Annotated in this window: 17 protein-coding genes; 7 read left to right on the top strand and 10 right to left on the bottom strand. The window is 72.7% G+C overall.

Translation table 11 applies throughout. From position 1 onward, the window contains the following. Positions 1 to 18 precede the first annotated feature (18 nt). Complete coding sequence (locus tag V2J85_RS11140) at positions 19 to 1,377, top strand: hemolysin family protein (RefSeq protein WP_330821504.1); 1,359 nt, start codon at positions 19 to 21, stop codon at positions 1,375 to 1,377. Then, positions 1,374 to 2,492: a hemolysin family protein gene (locus V2J85_RS11135; RefSeq protein ID WP_261952634.1), complete on the top strand. Its 1,119-nt coding sequence runs from the start codon at positions 1,374 to 1,376 to the stop codon at positions 2,490 to 2,492. Before V2J85_RS11140 ends, V2J85_RS11135 begins: the two co-directional genes overlap by 4 nt. 21 nt (positions 2,493 to 2,513) lie before the next feature. Here the strand turns inward: V2J85_RS11135 and V2J85_RS11130 are convergent, their stop codons facing one another. Together V2J85_RS11130 and V2J85_RS11125 are read right to left on the bottom strand one after the other, a co-directional pair. Beyond that, positions 2,514 to 4,403, bottom strand: a complete 1,890-nt coding sequence (locus V2J85_RS11130) for an AAA family ATPase (RefSeq protein ID WP_261952635.1) — start codon at positions 4,401 to 4,403, stop codon at positions 2,514 to 2,516. Positions 4,404 to 4,885: 482 nt separating this feature from the next. Beyond that, entirely contained in the window at positions 4,886 to 5,470 is a 585-nt protein-coding gene (locus tag V2J85_RS11125) for a uridine kinase family protein (protein WP_261952636.1), read from the bottom strand. A gap of 202 nt (positions 5,471 to 5,672) precedes the next feature. On the opposite strand from V2J85_RS11125, the gene V2J85_RS11120 reads away from it, so the two are divergent. Both V2J85_RS11120 and V2J85_RS11115 read left to right on the top strand, forming a co-directional pair. After that, entirely contained in the window at positions 5,673 to 7,079 is a 1,407-nt protein-coding gene (locus V2J85_RS11120) for a peptidase C39 family protein (protein WP_330821503.1), read from the top strand. Between the two features lie 248 nt (positions 7,080 to 7,327). Then, entirely contained in the window at positions 7,328 to 8,446 is a 1,119-nt protein-coding gene (locus V2J85_RS11115; RefSeq protein WP_261952638.1) for an amidinotransferase, read from the top strand. Positions 8,447 to 8,496: 50 nt separating this feature from the next. Here V2J85_RS11115 and V2J85_RS11110 read toward each other — a convergent pair whose 3' ends face one another. Continuing rightward, a complete protein-coding gene (locus V2J85_RS11110) occupies positions 8,497 to 8,835 on the bottom strand; it encodes a GNAT family N-acetyltransferase (RefSeq protein ID WP_330821502.1) in 339 nt (112 codons plus the stop codon). A 770-nt stretch (positions 8,836 to 9,605) separates the two neighbouring features. Between V2J85_RS11110 and V2J85_RS11105 the strand changes: the two genes are divergently transcribed. Both V2J85_RS11105 and V2J85_RS11100 read left to right on the top strand, forming a co-directional pair. Then, a complete protein-coding gene (locus V2J85_RS11105; protein WP_261952639.1) occupies positions 9,606 to 11,825 on the top strand; it encodes an NADP-dependent isocitrate dehydrogenase in 2,220 nt (739 codons plus the stop codon). A gap of 434 nt (positions 11,826 to 12,259) precedes the next feature. Further along, positions 12,260 to 12,658, top strand: coding sequence for a VOC family protein (locus V2J85_RS11100; RefSeq protein ID WP_261952640.1), 399 nt, complete (start codon positions 12,260 to 12,262; stop codon positions 12,656 to 12,658). A 22-nt stretch (positions 12,659 to 12,680) separates the two neighbouring features. Here the strand turns inward: V2J85_RS11100 and V2J85_RS11095 are convergent, their stop codons facing one another. From V2J85_RS11095 to V2J85_RS11080, 4 genes are all read right to left on the bottom strand, one after another. Continuing rightward, positions 12,681 to 13,379 carry an HAD family hydrolase gene (locus V2J85_RS11095; protein WP_330821501.1) on the bottom strand — a complete coding sequence of 233 codons (699 nt, stop codon included), beginning with the start codon at positions 13,377 to 13,379 and terminating at the stop codon, positions 12,681 to 12,683. A 119-nt stretch (positions 13,380 to 13,498) separates the two neighbouring features. After that, on the bottom strand, positions 13,499 to 14,434 hold the full coding sequence (locus V2J85_RS11090; RefSeq protein WP_261952642.1) for a M56 family metallopeptidase: 936 nt from the start codon (positions 14,432 to 14,434) through the stop codon (positions 13,499 to 13,501). Between the two features lie 124 nt (positions 14,435 to 14,558). Further along, a complete protein-coding gene (locus V2J85_RS11085; protein ID WP_330821500.1) occupies positions 14,559 to 15,152 on the bottom strand; it encodes a DUF5134 domain-containing protein in 594 nt (197 codons plus the stop codon). A 121-nt stretch (positions 15,153 to 15,273) separates the two neighbouring features. Then, the gene (locus V2J85_RS11080; RefSeq protein WP_261952644.1) at positions 15,274 to 15,660 is read right to left on the bottom strand and encodes a VOC family protein; all 387 of its coding nucleotides are present in this window, start codon (positions 15,658 to 15,660) and stop codon (positions 15,274 to 15,276) included. A gap of 119 nt (positions 15,661 to 15,779) precedes the next feature. Here V2J85_RS11080 and V2J85_RS11075 point away from each other — a divergent pair, with 119 nt between their 5' ends. Next, on the top strand, positions 15,780 to 16,313 hold the full coding sequence (locus tag V2J85_RS11075) for a GNAT family N-acetyltransferase (RefSeq protein WP_261952645.1): 534 nt from the start codon (positions 15,780 to 15,782) through the stop codon (positions 16,311 to 16,313). Positions 16,314 to 16,333: 20 nt separating this feature from the next. Here V2J85_RS11075 and V2J85_RS11070 read toward each other — a convergent pair whose 3' ends face one another. Genes V2J85_RS11070 through V2J85_RS11060 form a run of 3 tightly spaced genes read right to left on the bottom strand, consistent with a single transcriptional unit; the run spans position 16,334 to position 18,923 of the window. After that, positions 16,334 to 17,143: an amino acid ABC transporter ATP-binding protein gene (locus tag V2J85_RS11070; RefSeq protein WP_261952646.1), complete on the bottom strand. Its 810-nt coding sequence runs from the start codon at positions 17,141 to 17,143 to the stop codon at positions 16,334 to 16,336. After that, positions 17,140 to 18,045, bottom strand: a complete 906-nt coding sequence (locus tag V2J85_RS11065) for an amino acid ABC transporter permease (RefSeq protein ID WP_261952647.1) — start codon at positions 18,043 to 18,045, stop codon at positions 17,140 to 17,142. Before V2J85_RS11065 ends, V2J85_RS11070 begins: the two co-directional genes overlap by 4 nt. Further along, positions 18,042 to 18,923, bottom strand: a complete 882-nt coding sequence (locus tag V2J85_RS11060) for an ABC transporter substrate-binding protein (protein WP_261952648.1) — start codon at positions 18,921 to 18,923, stop codon at positions 18,042 to 18,044. The genes V2J85_RS11065 and V2J85_RS11060 overlap by 4 nt, the downstream gene beginning before the upstream one ends. Positions 18,924 to 18,959: the final 36 nt, after the last annotated feature.

Raw genomic sequence — 18,959 nt, 5'->3', positions numbered from 1 at the left:
TACCACGGGGGCGGCGGCATGACCGGCCCCCTGCTGCTGCTCGCCGCGGCCCTCGTCCTGATCCTCGCCAACGGATTCTTCGTCGCCGCCGAGTTCGGCCTCGTCACCGTCGAGAAGGCGGACGCCGAACGGGCCGCGGCCGACGGCGACCGCCGCGCCGGCACCGTCGTCTCCGCACTGCGCGAACTCTCCTTCCAGCTCTCCGGCACCCAACTGGGCATCACCATCACCTCCTTGGTGGTCGGTATGCTCGCCGAGCCCGCGCTGGCCGACGTCCTGTCCGGCCCGCTGCTCGCCACCGGGCTGCCCAAGGGCGCGGTCCCCGGCATCGCCGTCGTCCTCGGCATGCTGCTGGCCTCCGCCGTCCAGATGGTCGTCGGCGAGCTCGTGCCCAAGAACTGGGCGGTCTCCAAGCCGCTGCCGGTGGCCCGCTTCGTGGCCGGCCCGCAGCGGCGCTTCTCCCGGTTCTTCCGGCCGGTGATCACCCTGCTGAACACCGTCGCCAACCGGCTCGTCCGCGCCCTGGGCGTGGAGCCGACCGACGAACTGGCCTCCGCCCGCACCCCCGGCGAACTGGTCTCGCTGGCCCGGCACTCCGCCCGGGCCGGCGCCATCGAGCAGGACACCGCGGACCTCTTCGTCCGCACCCTCTCGCTGGCCGACCTGACCGCGGAGAACGTGATGACCCCGCGGGTGAGGGTCAGCGCCCTGCAGGCGTCCGCGACCGCCGAGGACGTGGTGAACCTCACCCGCGCCACCGGCCTGTCCCGCTTCCCCGTCTACCGCACCCGGCTCGACGAGGTCGTCGGCATGGTCCACCTCAAGGACGCGCTGGCCGTCCCGGCCGACGAGCGGCTGCGCACCCCGGCGGCCCGGATCGCGGTGCCGCCGCTGCTGGTGCCCGAGACGCTGCCGGTGCAGCCGCTGCTGGAGCGGCTGCGCAGCGAACAGCCGATAGCCGTCGTCGTCGACGAGTACGGCGGCACGGCCGGCGTGGTCACCCTCGAGGACATCATCGAGGAACTGGTCGGCGAGGTCCGTGACGAGCACGACCGGGTGGACCTGCCCGAACTCGGGCAGGCAGCGCCCGAGGAGGGCCGCCCCGCCTGGGACGCCGACGGCGGCTGCCGGGTGGACACCCTGCGGCGGATCGGCCTGGAGGCCCCCGAGGGGCCGTACGAAACGGTGGCGGGACTGGTGGCACACATACTCGGGCGGATCCCGGCACCCGGCGACACCGCCGAACTGGAGGGCTGGCGGCTGCGGGTGCGGCTGGTCGCGCACCACCGCGCCGAGCGGATAAGGATCGTCCGGACCGTGCCCGCCGCCCCGGTCACCCGTGAGCCCGTCGCGGCCGGTGCGGAGGTGGCCCGATGACCCTGGCCCAGCTGCTGTTCGCGGTGCTGCTCGTGCTCGCCAACGGCTTCTTCGTCGGCGCCGAGTTCGCCCTGGTCTCGGTGCGGCGCTCCCAGATCGAACCGCTGGCCAACGAGGGCTCCAAGCAGGCCCGCCGGGTGCTGCACGGTCTGGAGAACCTCCCGCAGATGATGGCCGCCGCACAGTTCGGCATCACCGTCTGCTCCCTGACGCTCGGCGCGGTCGCCGAACCGACCGTCGCCCGGCTCCTGGAACCCCTGTTCGAGGCGGTCCGGATGCCCGCCGCCCTGATCCATCCGCTCGGCTACGTCATCGCCCTGGCGCTGGTGGTCTTCCTGCACCTGGTCATCGGCGAGATGGTCCCGAAGAACCTGGCCATGGCGGCGCCCGAGAAGACCGCCCTGTGGTTCAGCCCCGGCCTGGTGGCCTTCGCCCGGCTGTGCCGTCCGGTGACCGCCCTGCTCGGCGCCTGCGCCCACGGGGTGCTGCGGCTCTTCCGGGTCGAGCCGAAGGACGAGGTCGAGGCGGCCTTCACCAGCGAGCAGCTGACCCATCTGGTCGAGGACTCCGGCCAGGCCGGCCTGCTGGAACCGGCCGAGCAGGAGCGCCTCTCCGACGCCCTGGAGCTGGGCAGCCGCCCGGTCACGGACGTCCTGCTGGACCGGGCGGCGCTGATCACCGTCGAGCCGACGGTGACGCCCCGCCAGGTCGAGGAGCTGACCGTACGCACCGGCTACTCCCGCTTCCCGGTGTGCGCCCCCGGCGGCGCCTACATGGGCTATCTGCACGTCAAGGACGTCCTGGACCTGGAGGAACGGGACCGTGCGGTGCCGCAGCGGATCTGGCACGCGATGACCACGCTGCGCGCCGAGCTGCCCCTGGACGACGCCCTGACGGCGATGCGGCGGGCCGCCTCCCACCTGGCGGCGGTCGCCGACCCCAGCGGCCGGGTGCTCGGCCTGGTCGCCCTGGAGGACGTGCTGGAAATGCTGGTCGGCGAGGTCCGCGACCCGGCCCACCGCCGGACCCCGGCCTCCCGCACCCCGCACGACCGGCTCGCGGAACCCCGCGACGAGACGTCCCTGCCGGCGGAGGACCGGGCGATGGCGCGCTAGGGGAGGAGACTCCCGGCCGCGTCAGAAGCCCGGTGACTCCGGCCCCCGCCCCGACAGCACCTCGCCGTACGCCTGCATCAGGTCCGGCAGCCGCAGGGTCGCGAGGTCGTCGCGGGTGGGGGTGCCCTGCCAGGTGGACAGCCGCAGGTCGCGGTAGGCGCAGCTCTTCTCGTAGAGGGTGCGCAGGAAGCGGCCGTTGCCGAGCTCGTCGATCCAGCCCTGGTCGACGACGTGGCCGCTGATGCTGCACAGCTCGTCGCGGGCCTCCGCGTCCCAGTGGTCGCCGTTCTCCGCGGCCAGGACCTCCCCGATGGCGGTCAGCTCCAGCGGCCGGTAGCTGGGGAAGTCGACCCGGGTGGTGAACCGCGAGGACAGCCCCGGGTTGGCGGCCAGCAGCCGGTCCATGCCCTCCGGGTAGCCGGCGAGGATGACCACCAGCCGGTCCCGGTTGTCCTCGGCCCGCTTGAGCAGCACCTGCAGCGCCTCGTCGCCGTAGGCGTCGCCCTTGCTGTAGCCGGAGTTGGACAGGCTGTACGCCTCGTCGACGAAGAGCACACCGCCCAGCGCGGAGTCGATCAGTTCATTGGCCTTGACGGCGGTCTGCCCGAGGAACTCGCCCACCAGATCGGCGCGTTGGGCCTCCACGAGATGGTCGCCGCCGAGCAGCCCCAGCGCGTAGAAGACCCGCCCGAGTATCCGGGCAACGGTGGTCTTGCCGGTGCCCGAGGGCCCGGAGAAGACGAAGTGCCGCTTCGGCGGCTGCACCGGCAGGCCCTGGCCCGCCCGCAGCCGGGCCATCCGCAGCTGGGCCGACAGCGCCCGCACCTGCCGCTTGACCGGCTCCATGCCGACCATCCGCTCCAGCTCCGCCAGCGCCTTCTCCAGCAGCACCGGATCGGCCGGCCCGGCGGGCAGCCGCTCGGTGCCGCGCGGTCCCGGCACCGCGGCCTTGGCCCGGGCCGCGGAGAGATCGCCGCCGGCCGGGGCGGCGCCGAGCGGATCGCCGTCCGGCCCGTCCGCCTCGCCGGTCGCCAGCAGCTCCCGGCCGTCGACGGGATCGAGCGGCGCCAGCGGGTCCGGGTCGCCGCCGGCCTCCTGGCCGAACCCGGACGCGGAGACCGCCGCCAGGTCGGAGCCCTCGTCCAGCCCGTCCACCTCGGCGATCGCGGCGAGCCGGGCCGCGGTGTCCATGAATGCCGGGTCCACCCGGTGCACCGCACGGTAGAGGGGGAGCGCCGCGGCGCTGCGGCCGGTGCCCTCGTGGGCGCGGGCGAGCCAGTAGCGCAGCTCCTTGCGCTGCGGCTGCTCGCTGCGGCACCGCATCAGCGCGGCCGACAGCAGCGGCTCGGCCTGCCCGTACATCTCCAGCCGCACCCGCGCCATCCCGCCGAACAGCCCGGCCTCGATGCCCAGCACCGGGTCGCCCAGCAGCGGGTCGGTGTGCCGGACGAGCTGGTCCCAGTCCTTGACGAGATAGGACCGGCAGGCGTGCAGGAAGCGCACCTGCGGATCGGTGTCGACCGGCGGGCAGCCGGCCAGCGCCTGGTCGAGCTCGGCGACGTGCCGCCCGTCGAGCCAGTGGGAGGCGTGCGCCAGCAGCAGGTCGCGGCCGGTCTCCAGCACCGGCTGCACCCACCAGCCCAGCCAGTACCAGGAGTTGAGGGTGCGTCGGTGCCGGCTGCGCATCTCGCCGAAGCGGTCGCGGTGGCGGTGCATCCGCAGCAGGGCGATGGAGGTGTCGGCGCGCAGCGCGTGCAGTCCCAGCCAGGCGTCGGCCATCGACGGATCGAGCCGTACCGCGGCCCGGAACTCCTCCTCCGCCTGCGGATAGGCGCCCACGGTGTAGGCGTCGACCGCGCGCAGCCAGGCGAGCTCGGCCGGGGCGGGCGAACCCTGAGTTCCGAAATCCATCCGTCCCCCCACAAAGCGTCCCCCGTGTGTGCCGCCGGGCCGGTGCCCGCCGCGGGGGCCCGTCCGAACCGGCGTGCGGCGTACGGGAGTTGACCCTCGCCGCGGCGGCTTCCGGTGCGTGGCCTGCGGTGGCACAGACCCGCATGGTACCTGCGGGAACGGCATGGGCCGTAGAGGGCGGTACGGGGCAAGAGCGGACGAGCGGTACGGCGCGGCGGCGCGAAGAATGCGATGACCCAGAGTGACGGGAGAAGGCGGCGCACGCCGGGGGCGCGAGGTGGTTTTACGCAGAACGAAGCCCCCGATCACGGGGGAACAACCGGGGGCTTCGCATCTGCGGGCGGTCCGTTGAACCGCACATTGAGAACGTAAGTCCTGTACGCCCCCCAGGTCAAGCCGAGTTGGGGCACTCGGCAAGACCCTGTCGTCGGCGCGCCCCCTGCCGGCCGCGGTCTGCTACGCAGAGTGAAACACGGGGCCGATCAAGGTGCCGATGTGGGCCCCATCCGTACCTCGTACCCCAACTTCCCCTGGTGCACCAGAAAATCGGCATAGGGGCGCGAAGGATCCGCCGCGAAGTGCGCGCGCTCCGCCGGAATCCAGCCACTCCAGAACGCCGAGAGGCCCGGCCCGTCCCGGAGTTGGCCCCTTTCCCAGGAATGTTCGCGCGCCAGTTCCATCCACAGCAGACAGCTCAGGTACGGCCGCAGCGTCCGCCGTCCGGTGCCGACCCCCTCGACCAGGACGACCGGCGCGGGCGCCAGCGCACGCTCCTCGGTGAACTCCCCGCGCACCCAGTCGTAGACCCCGTACCGCGCCGTCCCGCCCCGGGACAGCGGCTCCACCACCTGGCTCCGGAACCGCTCGTCCCACGCGAACAGCTCCTCATGGGTGGCGAGGTCGTCGGTGTGCACCACCGGGGCATCTCCCAGCGCCCCGGCGAGCCGCTCGGCGAAGGTCGTCTTCCCCGAGCCGGCGTGGCCGTCCACCGCGATCAGCCGCACCGGTCCGCAGGCGGGCGGCAACGTGCGCAGCCGGGCGGCGAGCGGGGCCAGATCGTGAACCATCGCGCCAGCGTACGCCCCGGTCCGGCGCCCTCCCGCATGCCACTGGTGTGGACCAATATTCCCCGGGCGACGCGCGCCGCAGCGCCTTCCGAAGCAGGTCCGGAACAGCAATAGTTGAGCCACTGCCGTCCACCGCGGCCCGCCCGCCGCCCCGGCCCGGCCCGCCCACCCGATCGCACGCATCCGACTGGGGGACCTCCACATGACCAGCTCCGCGCCCCGGCGCACCGTCCTGGCCGCCGCGCTCGCCGCCGCGGCCGGCGCCGCCACCCCCTTGGCCCTGGCGCACGCCGCCGACGAACCCCGCAGAACCGCCGCCGGTACGGCGGCCCGGGACGCCACCGCCGACACCACCGCGCGCCGATCGAAGAGCCTCGTGGACTATCACGCCTGGACCACCGCCGCCGACTGGGGCCGGGGCCACGCCGACGGCACCGCCGTCGCGCACGGCCCGCGCCCCGGCGTCCGCATCGCCCGCCCGGCCGGCACCGCCGACTACAAGGACCCGCACACCGGCCGGACCGCCGCCTGGGAGTACGCCACCTGGACCTCCCCGGTGCACGCCCTCGACGTCCCCGCCACCGAGGTCGTCGCCTCCTGGAACGCGCACACCCCGCCCGGCACCTGGATCACCGTCGAACTGCGGGGCACGTACAGCGACGGCACCGCGACGCCCTGGTACGTCATGGGCCACTGGACGGCCGGGGACGGCGACGCGGACATCCGGCGGACCTCCGTCGACGGCCAGAAGGACGGCAAGAGCAGCATCTCCACCGACACCTTCGCCGTCGACGACCCCGCCGGCGGCCTCCGCCTCGCCTCGTACCGCCTCCGCCTCACCCTCCACCGCAAGCCCGGCACCCCGCTCACCCCCACGGTCTGGCGGCTCGGCGCGATGGGCTCGGACCTCCCCGACCGCTTCGAGGTACCGGCGTCCACGCCCGCCCGGGCCGGCCGCGAGCTGGTCGTCCCGCGCTACTCGCAGGAGATCCACAAGGGTCAGTACCCGCAGTACGACAACGGCGGCGAGGCCTGGTGCAGCCCCACCTCGTCCCAGATGATCATCGAGTACTGGGGCCGCCGGCCCACCCGGCAGCAGCTCTCCTGGGTCAACCCCGACTACGCCGACCCCCAGGTCTGCCATGCCGCCCGCTACACCTTCGACTACCAGTACGACGGCTGTGGCAACTGGCCCTTCAACGCCGCCTACGCCGCCACCTACCACGACCTCCAGGCCGTCGTCACCCGCCTCTCCTCCCTCAACGACGCCGAACGCCTGGTCCACGCCGGCATCCCGGTCATCACCTCCCAGTCCTTCCTGAAGACCGAACTCGACGGCGCGGGCTACGGCACCGCCGGCCATCTGATGACCGTCATCGGCTTCACCAAGGACGGCGACGTCATCGCCAACGACCCGGCCTCCCCCGACGACCAGGCCGTCCGCCACATCTACCGCCGCCGGCAGTTCGAGAACATCTGGCTGCGGACCAAGCGGAAGAACGCCGACGGCAAGACCGTCGGCGGTAGCGGCGGGGTCTGTTACCTCTACTTCCCGGCGCGGCCCAGTGCCGTGCAGCGCAGGGCGCTGCGCGCGGTCGGGGTCGTCTGACGGCGGTCCGACGGGAAAGCCCCGAAAGCGCAAGGGCACGGCCAACTCCCGTTTCCCGGGGCGTTGGTCGTGCTCCTTCTGCGTTTCCGGAGGAATACCAGAGCCCGTAATGGGTGGCAAGGCAGGAGTTTTGGACAAGATGTGAACGAGCCTTGCCCCGGCCGGCGGTCGGCGCGTTCAATCGATCTTGATCACGGCAGTCAGGTACCTGGCTGCCGTGCGCCATGAGATCGAGGAGCGATTGCGTGATGTCCGAGAACGACCGGTCCGTGAGGCCGCACCCGTCCGCCCTTTCCGCGGACCGGCCGGAGAGCCCGGTGTGTTCCTACACGGAGTGGGACCCGCTGGAGGAAGTGATCGTCGGCATCGTCGACGACGCCAGTTTTCCGACCTGGCACATGGCCTTACCGCCGGTGCTCCCCGGAAACCAGCACGAGACCTTCCGGCGGAACGCCGGGAAGCCGTTCCCGCCCGAACAGGTCGCCGCGGCCCGCGCCGAACTGGAGGAATTCGTCCGCATATTGGAGGGCGAGGGGGTCACGGTACGCCGGCCGGAGCCCATTCCGCAGCGCACGCCCTACACCACGCTCGACTGGACCAGCACCGGAATGTACGCGGCGATGCCCAGGGACGCGATTCTCGTCGTCGGTGACGACATCATCGAATGCCCGATGGCCTGGCGCTCCCGCTACTACGAGAACCTCGCCTACCGTCCGCTGCTCAAGGAGTACTTCCGCGACGGCGCGAAATGGACCGCCGCGCCCAAGCCCGAGCTGACCGACGCCCAGTTCGACCAGGACTGGACCGATCCGGGCGAGGACGGCCCGCAGCGGCTGGTGGTGACGGAGTTCGAGCCGACCTTCGACGCGGCCGACTTCACCCGCTGCGGTCGCGACATCATCGCGCAGAAGAGCAATGTCACCAATGACTTCGGAATCGAGTGGCTGCGCCGCCACCTCGGCGACGAATACCGCATCCACGTCTTCGAGTTCAACGACTCGCACCCGATGCACATCGACGCCACGCTCGTTCCGATGGCACCGGGCAAGTTGCTCATCCACCCCGAACGGGTGCCGGAGGTGCCGGAACTGTTCAAGGGCTGGGACGTGATGGCCGCACCCCAACCGGTCATTCCGGATGGGCATCCGCTCTACATGACCAGCAAGTGGATCAACATGAACATCCTCATGCTGGACGAACAGCGGGTCATCGTCGAGCGGCAGGACGAGCCGATGATCTCGACGATGAAGAAGTTCGGTTTCACGCCGATTCCCTGCAATTTCCGCAATTTCAACAGCTTCGGCGGATCGTTCCACTGCGCCACCGTGGACGTCCGCCGCCGCGGAACCCTGCAGTCCTACTTCTGAGCGGCAGCGGCCGTGCGCATCCGGGGGTTCCAGGCAGAGCAGGCGGGGCGTCAGGCGAGCCGCAGGTCGATCCAGGGGATGGTGTCGCCCGGCAGGAGGTAGCGCTCCACTTCCTCGAAGCCGTGCTGCAGCGCGAACCGCAGGCCGTCCTCGTTCGACGACAGGACCACGGTCTCGATCGTCCCGGCGCCCAGCGCGCGGGCCTGCTCCAGCCCGCGCGCGTACATCTCGCCGCCGAACCCCTGGCCGCGGTGGGCGGCCAGCACCCGGGCGATCACCGTGGCGGTGCCGTCCTCCGGCGGCCGGACGGTGCTGCACCCGATCAGGGCGTCGTCGAGGTACGCGACCTCCAGGTGGTTCCGCCCGGAACGCTCCCGTATGCCTCCCACGTACTTGGCTTTCCCGCCGCGGGGCTTGCTCGCCGTTGCGCGCTTTGCGGCGCCTCCCACGTACCTGTCTGCGGCGCCGCGGGTGGTCTCGCCGTTGCGCCTGCGGCGGGCTGGGTGGTTTGTGGGTGCGGTGACGGGCCTCCGGGGCCGGTTGTGTGGACTGCTGACGCTTTACGTCCACACAACCGGCCCCTCCGGCCCGTCCCCTCCCGTTGAGGGGGAAGAAAACGGTGGTGGGGGTGCACGTGACCTCCACATGCGCGCAGCCAATGGACCACGCTCGCCCCCAACCAGCTCTCACCTCCCACTCACGGGAGGGGCTGGACCGGAGGACGAAGTCTGGAGGGCCGGCACCGCACCCGAAAACACCACGCCCGCCGCCAGGCGCAACGGCGAGCAAGCCCCGCGGCGGGACGGCGAGGTACGTGCGGGGCGCCGCAAAGCGCGCAACGGCGAGCAAGCCCCGCGGCGGGACGGCGAGGTACGTGCGGGGCGCCGCCAAGCGCGCAACGGCGAGCAAGCCCCGCGGCGGGACGGCGAGGTACGTGCGGGGCGCCGCCAAGCGCGCAACGGCGAGCGAGCCCCGCGGCGGGACAGACGGGTACGTGGGAGGCGCCGCAAAGCGCAACGGCGAGGCGACCCGCGGCGCCGCAGACAGGTACGTGGGAGGCACAGCCAAGCGCAGCGCCCCGCGGGGTCCTGTCGAGGGGGAGGGGATCACGAGATATCTTGATGTCGAGCAATGTTGCAGACGTGGAGCGGAGCACCCGGTGACTGACTCGACCATCATTTACACCCACACTGACGAGGCCCCGGCCCTCGCGACGTATTCCTTCCTGCCTGTGATCCAGGCCTACGCGTCGCAGGCCGGCGTCAACGTGGAGACCCGTGACATCTCCCTGGCCGGTCGCATCATCGCGAGCTTCCCCGAGCGTCTCCAGGAGGGGCAGCGCATCGAGGACGCCCTGGCCGAGCTCGGCCGGCTGGCGAAGACGCCCGAGGCCAACATCATCAAGCTGCCCAACATCTCGGCCTCGATCCCGCAGCTGAAGGCCGCGATCGCCGAGCTGCAGGAGCAGGGCTACGCGCTTCCGGCCTACCCGGACGACCCGAAGACCGACGAGGAGCGCGACATCCGCGCCCGCTACGACAAGGTCAAGGGCAGCGCCGTCAACCCGGTCCTGCGCGAGGGCAACTCCGACCGCCGCGCCCCCGCCTCGGTGAAGAACTACGCCAAGTCCAACCCGCACCGCATGGGTGCGTGGACGGCGGGCTCGAAGACCAACGTCGCCCACATGACCAACGACGACTTCCGCTCCACCGAGAAGTCCGCGGTGGTCGGCGAGGCCGGTGCGCTGCGCATCGAGCTCTCCGGCGACGACGGCTCCACCACCGTCCTGCGCGAGTCGGTACCGGTCCTCGCCGGTGAGGTCGTCGACGCCTCCGTCATGCGGGTCGCCGCCCTGCGCGAGTTCCTCACCGCCCAGGTCGCCCGCGCCAAGGCCGAAGGCGTGCTGTTCTCCGTGCACCTCAAGGCCACGATGATGAAGGTCTCCGACCCGATCGTCTTCGGCCACGTGGTACGGGCCTTCTTCCCGAAGACCTTCGCCAAGTACGGCGAGGTCCTCGCGACCGCCGGCCTGACCCCGAACGACGGCCTCGGCGGCATCTACAAGGGCCTGGAGTCGCTGCCCGAGGGCGCCGAGATCAAGGCGTCGTTCGACGCGGAGCTCGCCGAGGGCCCCGAGCTCGCCATGGTCGACTCCGACCGCGGCATCACCAACCTGCACGTCCCCAGCGACGTCATCGTCGACGCCTCCATGCCGGCCATGATCCGCACCTCCGGCCACATGTGGGGCCCGGACGGCCAGGAGCACGACACCCTCGCGGTCCTCCCGGACAGCAGCTACGCCGGCATCTACCAGGTCGTGATCGACGACTGCCGCGCGCACGGCGCCTTCGACCCGTCGACCATGGGCTCGGTGCCCAACGTCGGCCTGATGGCGCAGAAGGCCGAGGAGTACGGCAGCCACGACAAGACCTTCGAGATCCCCACCACGGGCACCGTGCGGGTCCTCGACGAGTCCGGCAACGCCGTCCTGGAGCAGGTCGTCAGCGCCGGCGACATCTTCCGGATGTGCCAGACCAAGGACGACCCGATCCGCGACTGGGTCAAGCTCGCCGTCACCCGTGCCCGCGCGACCGGCGACCCGGCCGTCTTCTGGCTCGACGCCGAGCGCGCCCACGACGCCCAGCTGATCCAGAAGATCAAGCAGTACCTCCCCGAGCACGACACCGAGGGCCTGCAGATCGAGATCATGGCGCCGGTCCACGCGATCAAGTTCTCCCTCGACCGCATCCGCCGCGGTGAGAACACCATCTCGGTCACCGGCAACGTCCTGCGTGACTACCTGACCGACCTGTTCCCGATCCTGGAGCTGGGCACCAGCGCCAAGATGCTCTCGGTCGTCCCGCTGATGAACGGCGGCGGCCTGTTCGAGACCGGCGCCGGCGGCTCCGCGCCCAAGCACGTCCAGCAGCTGGTCAAGGAGAACTACCTGCGCTGGGACAGCCTGGGTGAGTTCCTCGCGCTCGCGGTCAGCTTCGAGCACCTCGCCCAGAAGACGGGCAACGCGCGCGCCCAGGTGCTCGCCGACACCCTCGACCGGGCCACCGGCTCCTTCCTCAACGAGAACAAGTCGCCCAGCCGCCGGCTCGGCGGTATCGACAACCGCGGCAGCCACTTCTACCTGGCGTTCTACTGGGCCCAGGAGCTGGCCAAGCAGACCGCGGACGCCCAGCTCGCGGAGGCGTTCAAGGGCCTGGCGGCGACCCTCGCCGAGCAGGAGAAGACCATCGTCGACGAGCTGATCGCGGTGCAGGGCTCGCCGGCCGACATCGGCGGCTACTACCAGCCCGACCCGGCGAAGGCCGCGGCGGTCATGCGCCCGTCGCAGACCTTCAACCAGGCCATCGCCTCGCTCGGCTGACCCGGCCACCCCGGGCCCCACGGCCCGTCCCGCCCCGGCCGGCATCGCGCCCGGCCGGGGCGGCGCCGTAGAGGAGCAGGGGGACCCCCACCCTCGTCGAGGCCGCCGCCGGCCCCCCGTTCGCCTGGGTGGACGACGGGATCGGCCCGCCCGACCTCATCTGGATCGCCCGCCACCACCCGGGCCCCGCCCTCCCGCACCGCGCCGATCCGGCCAAGGGACTCCTTCCGGACGACTTCGCCACGCTCGGGAATTCGCCACGCTCCGGACACGGGCCGCCGACCGCGCCCCCGGAACGGGTGGTGGCCAGGGGAGGTGCCCCGACCGCACGGCGGCCCCCGGCGCGGTAGCGTCACCCCGTCGGCACCGCCGCCCACGACCGCGCACACCGGTCACGGCGGCTCGGTCAGCACTTCTCACGGGGGAACACACGGATGGAACTCGCCCAGGTCCGCCTGCTCGTCACGGACTTCCGCGGCTGCTACCGCTTCTACCGGGACGTGCTGGGTCTCACCCCGCAGTTCGAGGCCGAGGACGGCCCGTACGCCAAGTTCACCTGCGACCGGGGCTCCGCGGGCATCGCCCTCCAGGACCGCGCGCAGCTGGCCCAGGTCCTCGCCGACCTGGCGGCACCCCCGGCCGGACACCGCGCCCTCGTCGCGTTGCGCGTCGACGACCTCGACGGCTACTGCGCCGAGCTCACCGGGCGCGGCGCGGTCCTGGACCACGGCCCGGCCCCGATGACCGACCGGATGCGGGTGGCCCACCTCAGGGACCCCGAGGGCAACCTCCTCGAACTCCAGCAGTGGCTGGCGCCGCGCACCGCCGGCTGACCCGGCCCGGGCCCGGTGCCGCTCACCCCACCAGGTCCAGCACCGGGCGCAGCCCGTCCGGCCGGCGCTCCACCGGCAGATGGTCCACCGGCAGGTAGGCGCAGCCGAGCGCGGTCGCCCCGCCGTCCGCCGTACGGTCGTCGCCCACCATCAGCACGGTCGACGGGTCCAGGCCCAGCTCCCCGCAGGCCACCGCGAACAGCCGCGGATCCGGCTTCTGCAGGCCGTGCTCGAACGACAGCACACAGCTGTCCAGATAACGGGCCAGGCCGTGCGCGCGCAGCACCGGCCGCAGGTCCCAGCCGATGTTGCTCAGCACGCCGGTCCGGATGCCCCGCCGGCGCAGCTCCGCCAGCACCTCGGCGGCGTCCGGGTAGGGCCGCCAGGCCGCCGCCGTCATATGACGTGCGTAGAGCGCGTCGTACAACTCCTCGGCCGGCAGCGGGACTTGACGGGCCAGCCCGGTGTACAGCGCACGGTGACGGGCGGCGTCCCGGTCCCGGATCTCCCACAGCCCGGCCAGTCCGTCGGGCAGCGCGACGGGGGAGGAGCCGCCGGGCAGCGCCCCGGCCCGCTCCAGCTCGGCCGCCCGGCGGGCCAGCTCCGCCTCGTCCATGGCGACCCCGGTCGCGGTCAGCGCGGCACGCAGCCAGGACTCCGCGGGCTCGATCCGCAGCAGCGTCCCGGAGAAGTCGAAGAGCACACCCTTGATCGTGGTCATGGCCCCATCGTGTCCCGGAACGGCGCGCGGGGCGACGGGCGGGCACGGAGCACGCGGCCCGCCCAGGGCCTTTCCGGCCATCGTGCCCGGCCCCCGGCCCCCGGCACCCGGCCCGGCCCTCAGGTCAGCGCGGACAGCCCGGGGATGAACGTCACCAGCAGCGGTACCGCCGGGACCAGGACGGCGCAGGCCGTCATCCGCAGCCGGCGGCCCGGCGTGAAGCGCGGGGCGGGGGCGAGCAGCCGGTCCACCCGCTGCGGGACCTGGGCGAGCTGCGTCGGGCAGGGGCCGAACACCCCGCGGTCCTCGTTGAGTTCGACCAGGGCCAGGGCGACCGTCAGCCGGCCGAAGCGGCGCGAGGCCACGTCGTCGGCGGCCAGTTCGACCAGCCGGTGCACCTGGTCGCGGAACGCCGCGAACACCGGGATCTGCGGGAAGCCGGCGGCCAGCGCCGAGGCGCAGTAGAGCAGCAGATCGTGCCGGGCCCGCAGATGGCCCTGCTCATGGGCGATCAGCGCATCGAGCTGACGGCCCTTCAGTCTCCGCAACGCCGCGGTGGTGAGGACCAGTTGGGGCGAGGAATGGTGCAGCCACCACGCCTCCGGGCGGTCGCCCTCCAGGACGACCAGCCGCTCACCGGCCGGTTCCTCGCCGGGCAGCAGCGGGACCCGCCGCCGCAACTCGTCCCGGCTCCGGCGCCGGCGGGCCCGTGCGTCGCGCACCTCCCGGGTCAGCGCGAGGCCCGTCCAGGCACCGCCGCCGGCGAGCAGCAGGGCCAGCACACCGGCCCAAGGCCCGTAGCCCTGCAGGGCGTACGCCTCGACGACCACCCGGGGCGCCGGGCCGAACACCGGGCTGCGGACGGATTCCCAGGCGGCCGCCGCGCTCAGCGACATCGCGAGGATGCAGCACAGCAGAACACCGGCCACCACGCACTGCCACACCCACAGGGCGAGCACCGGTTCGCGGTCGGGCCAGTCCGAACGGGCCATCAGCCGCGGCGCCATCGACGCGGCCAGCGCGCCGAGAATCATCAGCGCGAGAGGGACCATCATGGCGTCAGCCTATGAGCGCGCGACTACTCGTTGGTACAGGCATGCATCGGAAGTGACGTACGCCACCCCGGCCGGAGGTGTGGAACGGAGGCGGCCGTACCGGCCCGTGGGCGCGCCGCCGGGCTCACATCATGAGCAGCATCGCCAGCATGCCGATGCCCATCGCCACCCGGCAGGCGCGCAGCACGTCGGCCGTCCCGGCCCCGCCCGCCCCGGCGGGCGCCCCGGCCACCGCCGGCCCGCCCGCCGCCGGCACCAGCCGGACACCCGCGCCGATCACATAGACCGTGTAGTAGACGAGCAGCAGACCCGTCACCCACGGCACCCCGCCCGGCGCGGAGTGCGTCATCGCGCCCAGGTGGTCCATCCCGGCCATGCCGTGGCCCGCCCCCGGCCGGCCCGCGGGACCGCCCGGCCACACCATCGCCAGCGCCATGTACACCATCGTCAGTGCGCCCACCGCGTGGTGCAGATGCCGGCGCACCAGTGCCGCCACGGCCGCCGCCCCGAAGCCCGCGGTGAACAGCCACGGCGACCACGGCGGCGGCGCCACGGACGCCGGCACGGCCATCGCCGCCATCCCCAGCGCCATCACGCCTTCCCCGCGGGCCGCCGCCCGCTGCGCCGCCGGTACGCCGCCGGCCCGGGCCAGGCAGTACGCCCCGGCGCCCGCGCACAACAGGACCAGCAGCCAGCCGACCAACGGTGGTGCGTGCACGAAGCGCCTCCCTGCGGCCGTCGCCACCCGTACGCGTCGGCTGCAGGATGCCCGCGGGACAGGCCGCACACGGGAGCGCACGGGCGCAAACCGGGAGCGCGGAAGCGAGCGGGAGACGCTCCTAGGGCCGGTAGCGCAGCGGATGGTCCGCCGGGACCTCGGTGAGCACGATGCGGTGCCCGTCCGGGTCGGCGATCCACATCTCGATCAGCCCCCAGGGCTCCTGCACCGGCGGCCGCAGCACCTCGACCCCGCGCTCCACCAGCTTCCGGTGCGCGGCCTGCGCGTCCGCCACCTGGAGCCACAGCCGGAGGGAGTCCGTGGCCGGCTCCGTGGCGCGACCGGAGACCTCCAGGTAGCCGCCGCCGAGGAAGTAGACCGTGCCGCGCTCGGGACCGGTGCCGAACTCCCGGTAGATCTCCAGCCCCAGCGCCTCGCCGTAGAACGCCCGCGACCGCTCCGGATCGGACGGCCGCAACAGCACCCTGCTGCTCAGTACATGCACCATGCCGGCGACCCTACGCCGCCCGCGCAGCGGCCCCGACACGGCGCGCGCACCTCTTGTTAGCCTCGGATCCGCCAGCCGCCCGGCTCCGCCCCGCCCGGCCCGAGAGGACCCCGCCCGCCATGCCCACCACCGAGCTGATCTTCCGCACCGCCGTCGACTCCGACGTCCCCGGCCTCGTCGACCTCATCGAATCGGCGTACCGGGGCGACGCGAGCCGGGCCGGCTGGACCACGGAGGCCGATCTGCTGGAGGGCCAGCGCACCGACCCGGAGGGCGTCGCCGCCGTGGTGCGGCACGAGACCGGGCTGCTGCTGGTCGCCGAGCGGGACGGCGCGCTGACCGCCTGCTGCCAGCTCGAACACCGCGGCGACCACGCGTACTTCGGGATGTTCGCGGTGCGCCCCGCGCTCCAGGGCGGCGGCTTCGGCCGGACCATGCTCGCCGAGGCCGAGCGGACCGCCCGGGAGACCTGGGACGCCCAAGAGATGCGGATGACCGTCATCCGGCAGCGCACCGAACTGATCGCCTGGTACGAGCGCCGCGGTTACCGCCGCACCGGCGAGTTCAGCCCGTTCCCGTACGGCGACGAGCGGTTCGGCATCCCGCAGCGCGACGACCTGGAGTTCGAGGTGCTGGCCAAGCCGCTGGGCTGACCCGTCCCCCGCGGGGCGCGCTACAGCCGCCCCGCCTGGATGATCCGCTGCAGGAACTGCCGGGTGCGGTCGTGCCGCGGCTCCCCGAAGACCTGCCCGGGCGTGCCGCGTTCCAGCACCACCCCGCCGTCCAGGAAGCACACCTGGTCGGCGACGTCCCGCGCGAAGCCCATCTCATGGGTGGCGATGACCATGGTCATGCCCTCCTCCTTGAGGTCGCGGACCACGCCGAGGACCTCGCCGACCAGCTCCGGGTCGAGCGCCGCGGTGATCTCGTCGAGCAGCAGCAGCCGGGGCCGCCCGGCCAGTGCCCGGACGATCGCGACCCGCTGCTGCTGGCCGCCGCTGAGCCGGTCGGGATACTCCCCGGCCCGCCCGCCGAGCCCCAGCCGGTCCAGCAGTTCCCGGGCCCGCTCCTCCGCCTCGGCGCGCGGCACCCCGTGCACCCGGCGCGGCGCCAGCGTGATGTTGTCCAGCACGGTCATGTGCGGGAAGAGGTTGTACGCCTGGAAGACCACCCCGATCCGGCGCCGCACCGCGTCCGCGTCGGTCCGCGGATCGGTGATCTCCGCGCCGTCCAGGAAGATCGCCCCGTCGTCGATCTCCTCCAGCAGGTTGGCGCAGCGCAGCAGCGTCGATTTGCCCGACCCGGAGGCCCCGATCAGCGCGGTCACGGTGTGCGGGGGCACCTCCAGGTCCACGTCCCGCAGCACGACCGTGCCCCGCCCGTACGTCTTGCGCACCGATTCCAGCCGCAGTACGGGGCCGTCCCCCGAAGCCGCCGCGGCCTTCTCGGCGGCGGGCCGCGGTGTGCGGTCCGTCGTGCTCATACCAGCCCTCCCTGGGCGCGCCGGCGGTCCATCCGGGCCGTGACCCAGTCCGTGAACCGGGTCATCGGGATCGTCAGCGCGACGAAGACCAGCCCGGCCACGACGTAGGGCGTGAAGTTGAAGTCCTTGCCGGCGATGATCTGCGCGGCGTACACCGCGTCCACCGCGCCGGCGATGGACACCAGACCGGTGTCCTTCTGCAGCGAGACCAGGTCGTTGAGCAGCGGCGGCACCACCCGCCGCACGGCCTGCGGCAGCACCACGAACCGCAGCGCCTGCCCGCTGGAGAGCCCCAGCGACCGGGCCGCGGCCCGCTGCGAGGGGTGCACCGATTCGATCCCGGCCCGGAAGACCTCGGCCACGTACGCCGAGTACGTCAGCACCAGCGCGGCCCCGCCGAGCACCACCGGATCGGTGGTGACGCCCTGCAGCCGCAGCGCCGGCACCCCGAACACCACCATCAGCAGACAGATGATCAGCGGCAGCCCGCGGAAGAAGTCGGTGTACGCGGTGGCCAGCGCGCGCAGCGGGAAGAACACCGGGCCGCGCAGCGTGCGGGCCACCGCCAGCAGCAGCCCGAGCACCAGCACCGCCGCCCCGCACACCACCAGCAGCCGCAGGTTCAGCAGCAGCCCGTCCAGCACCTGGGGCAGCGCCTTGCGGGCGTACGCGGCGCTGAAGAACGTGTCCCGGGTGCGTGGCCAGCCCGGGGAGCCGGTGATCACGACGAACAGCACGACGGCGGTGACCAGGGTGCTCAGCGCGGCGACCGCCGCCGCCCGGCGGGCCCTGGCCCGCTTGAACCGCTCCCGCTCGATCCGCCGCGCGGACGGCACATAGCCGTCCCCGTCCGGCTCCTCGCCTCGCTCCGGGGTCTTCAACACCCCCTCTTCGTACGTCACTTGAGCACCGGAACGTCGACGGCGTCGGTCAGCCACTTCTTCTCCAGCGCGGCGAGCGTGCCGTTCTTCCGGAGCGCGTCGACCGCGGCCGTCACGCACCCGGTGATCCGGCTCTCCTTGTCCAGCACCAGCCCGAACTGCTCCTTCGCGCTGCCGCTGTCCGCGAACTGGCCCACCACCTCGGCGTCCTTGACCTCGGCCGAGGTGATGTAGAACGCCGTCGGCAGGTCGGTGACGATCGCGTCGACCTGGCCGTTCTTCAGGGCCGTCTTCGCGTAGTCGTTCTTCTGGAAGACCGCGGCGGTCCGGTCCGGGTGGATGGTGTCGTTGACGACGTCCAGGCTGGTGCTGCCGACCTGGGCACCGAGCTTGACGTGCCGGAGGTCGGCGATGCTCCTGGCACGGGCGGCCTTGGAGCCCTTGAGCGCGATGACCGCCTGGCGCACGTCGTAGTAGCCGGAGGAGAACGCCACCGCGTGCTTGCGCTGCGCGCTGATGGAGATCTGGTTGATGTCGAAGTCGAACTTCTTCGCGCCGGGCGCGAAGGCGTTGGTGAACGGCACGGTCTGCCAGTCCACCGCGGCCTTGCCGTAGCCCAGCTGCCGGGCGACGGCGTAGGCGACGGCCGATTCGAATCCCTTGCCGCTGGCCGGGTCGTCGTCCTGGAACCACGGCGCGTAGGCCGGTTTGTCGGTGCCGACGGTGAGCTTCCCGGCCTGCACCGTGGCGAGTTTGCCGCGGTCGCAGCTCTGCTTGCCCTGCCCGGTGGCCCGCGGGCCACCGGGGGACTCGTCCTGCGGGGCGCAGCCGACGGCCGCGGTGAGCAGCACGACGGCGGCGCAAGTGGCCAGGCGAAGAGGGCGGTTGACGAGGCGCATGGCGGGAGAGTGGCAGTGCGCAGGGCCGTCTGTCGA

The sequence above is a fragment of the Streptomyces bugieae genome (assembly GCF_036352915.1).
In the GTDB taxonomy this organism is placed as follows: domain Bacteria; phylum Actinomycetota; class Actinomycetes; order Streptomycetales; family Streptomycetaceae; genus Streptomyces; species Streptomyces endophytica.
This window is presented reverse-complemented; position numbering and strand designations above follow the sequence as displayed.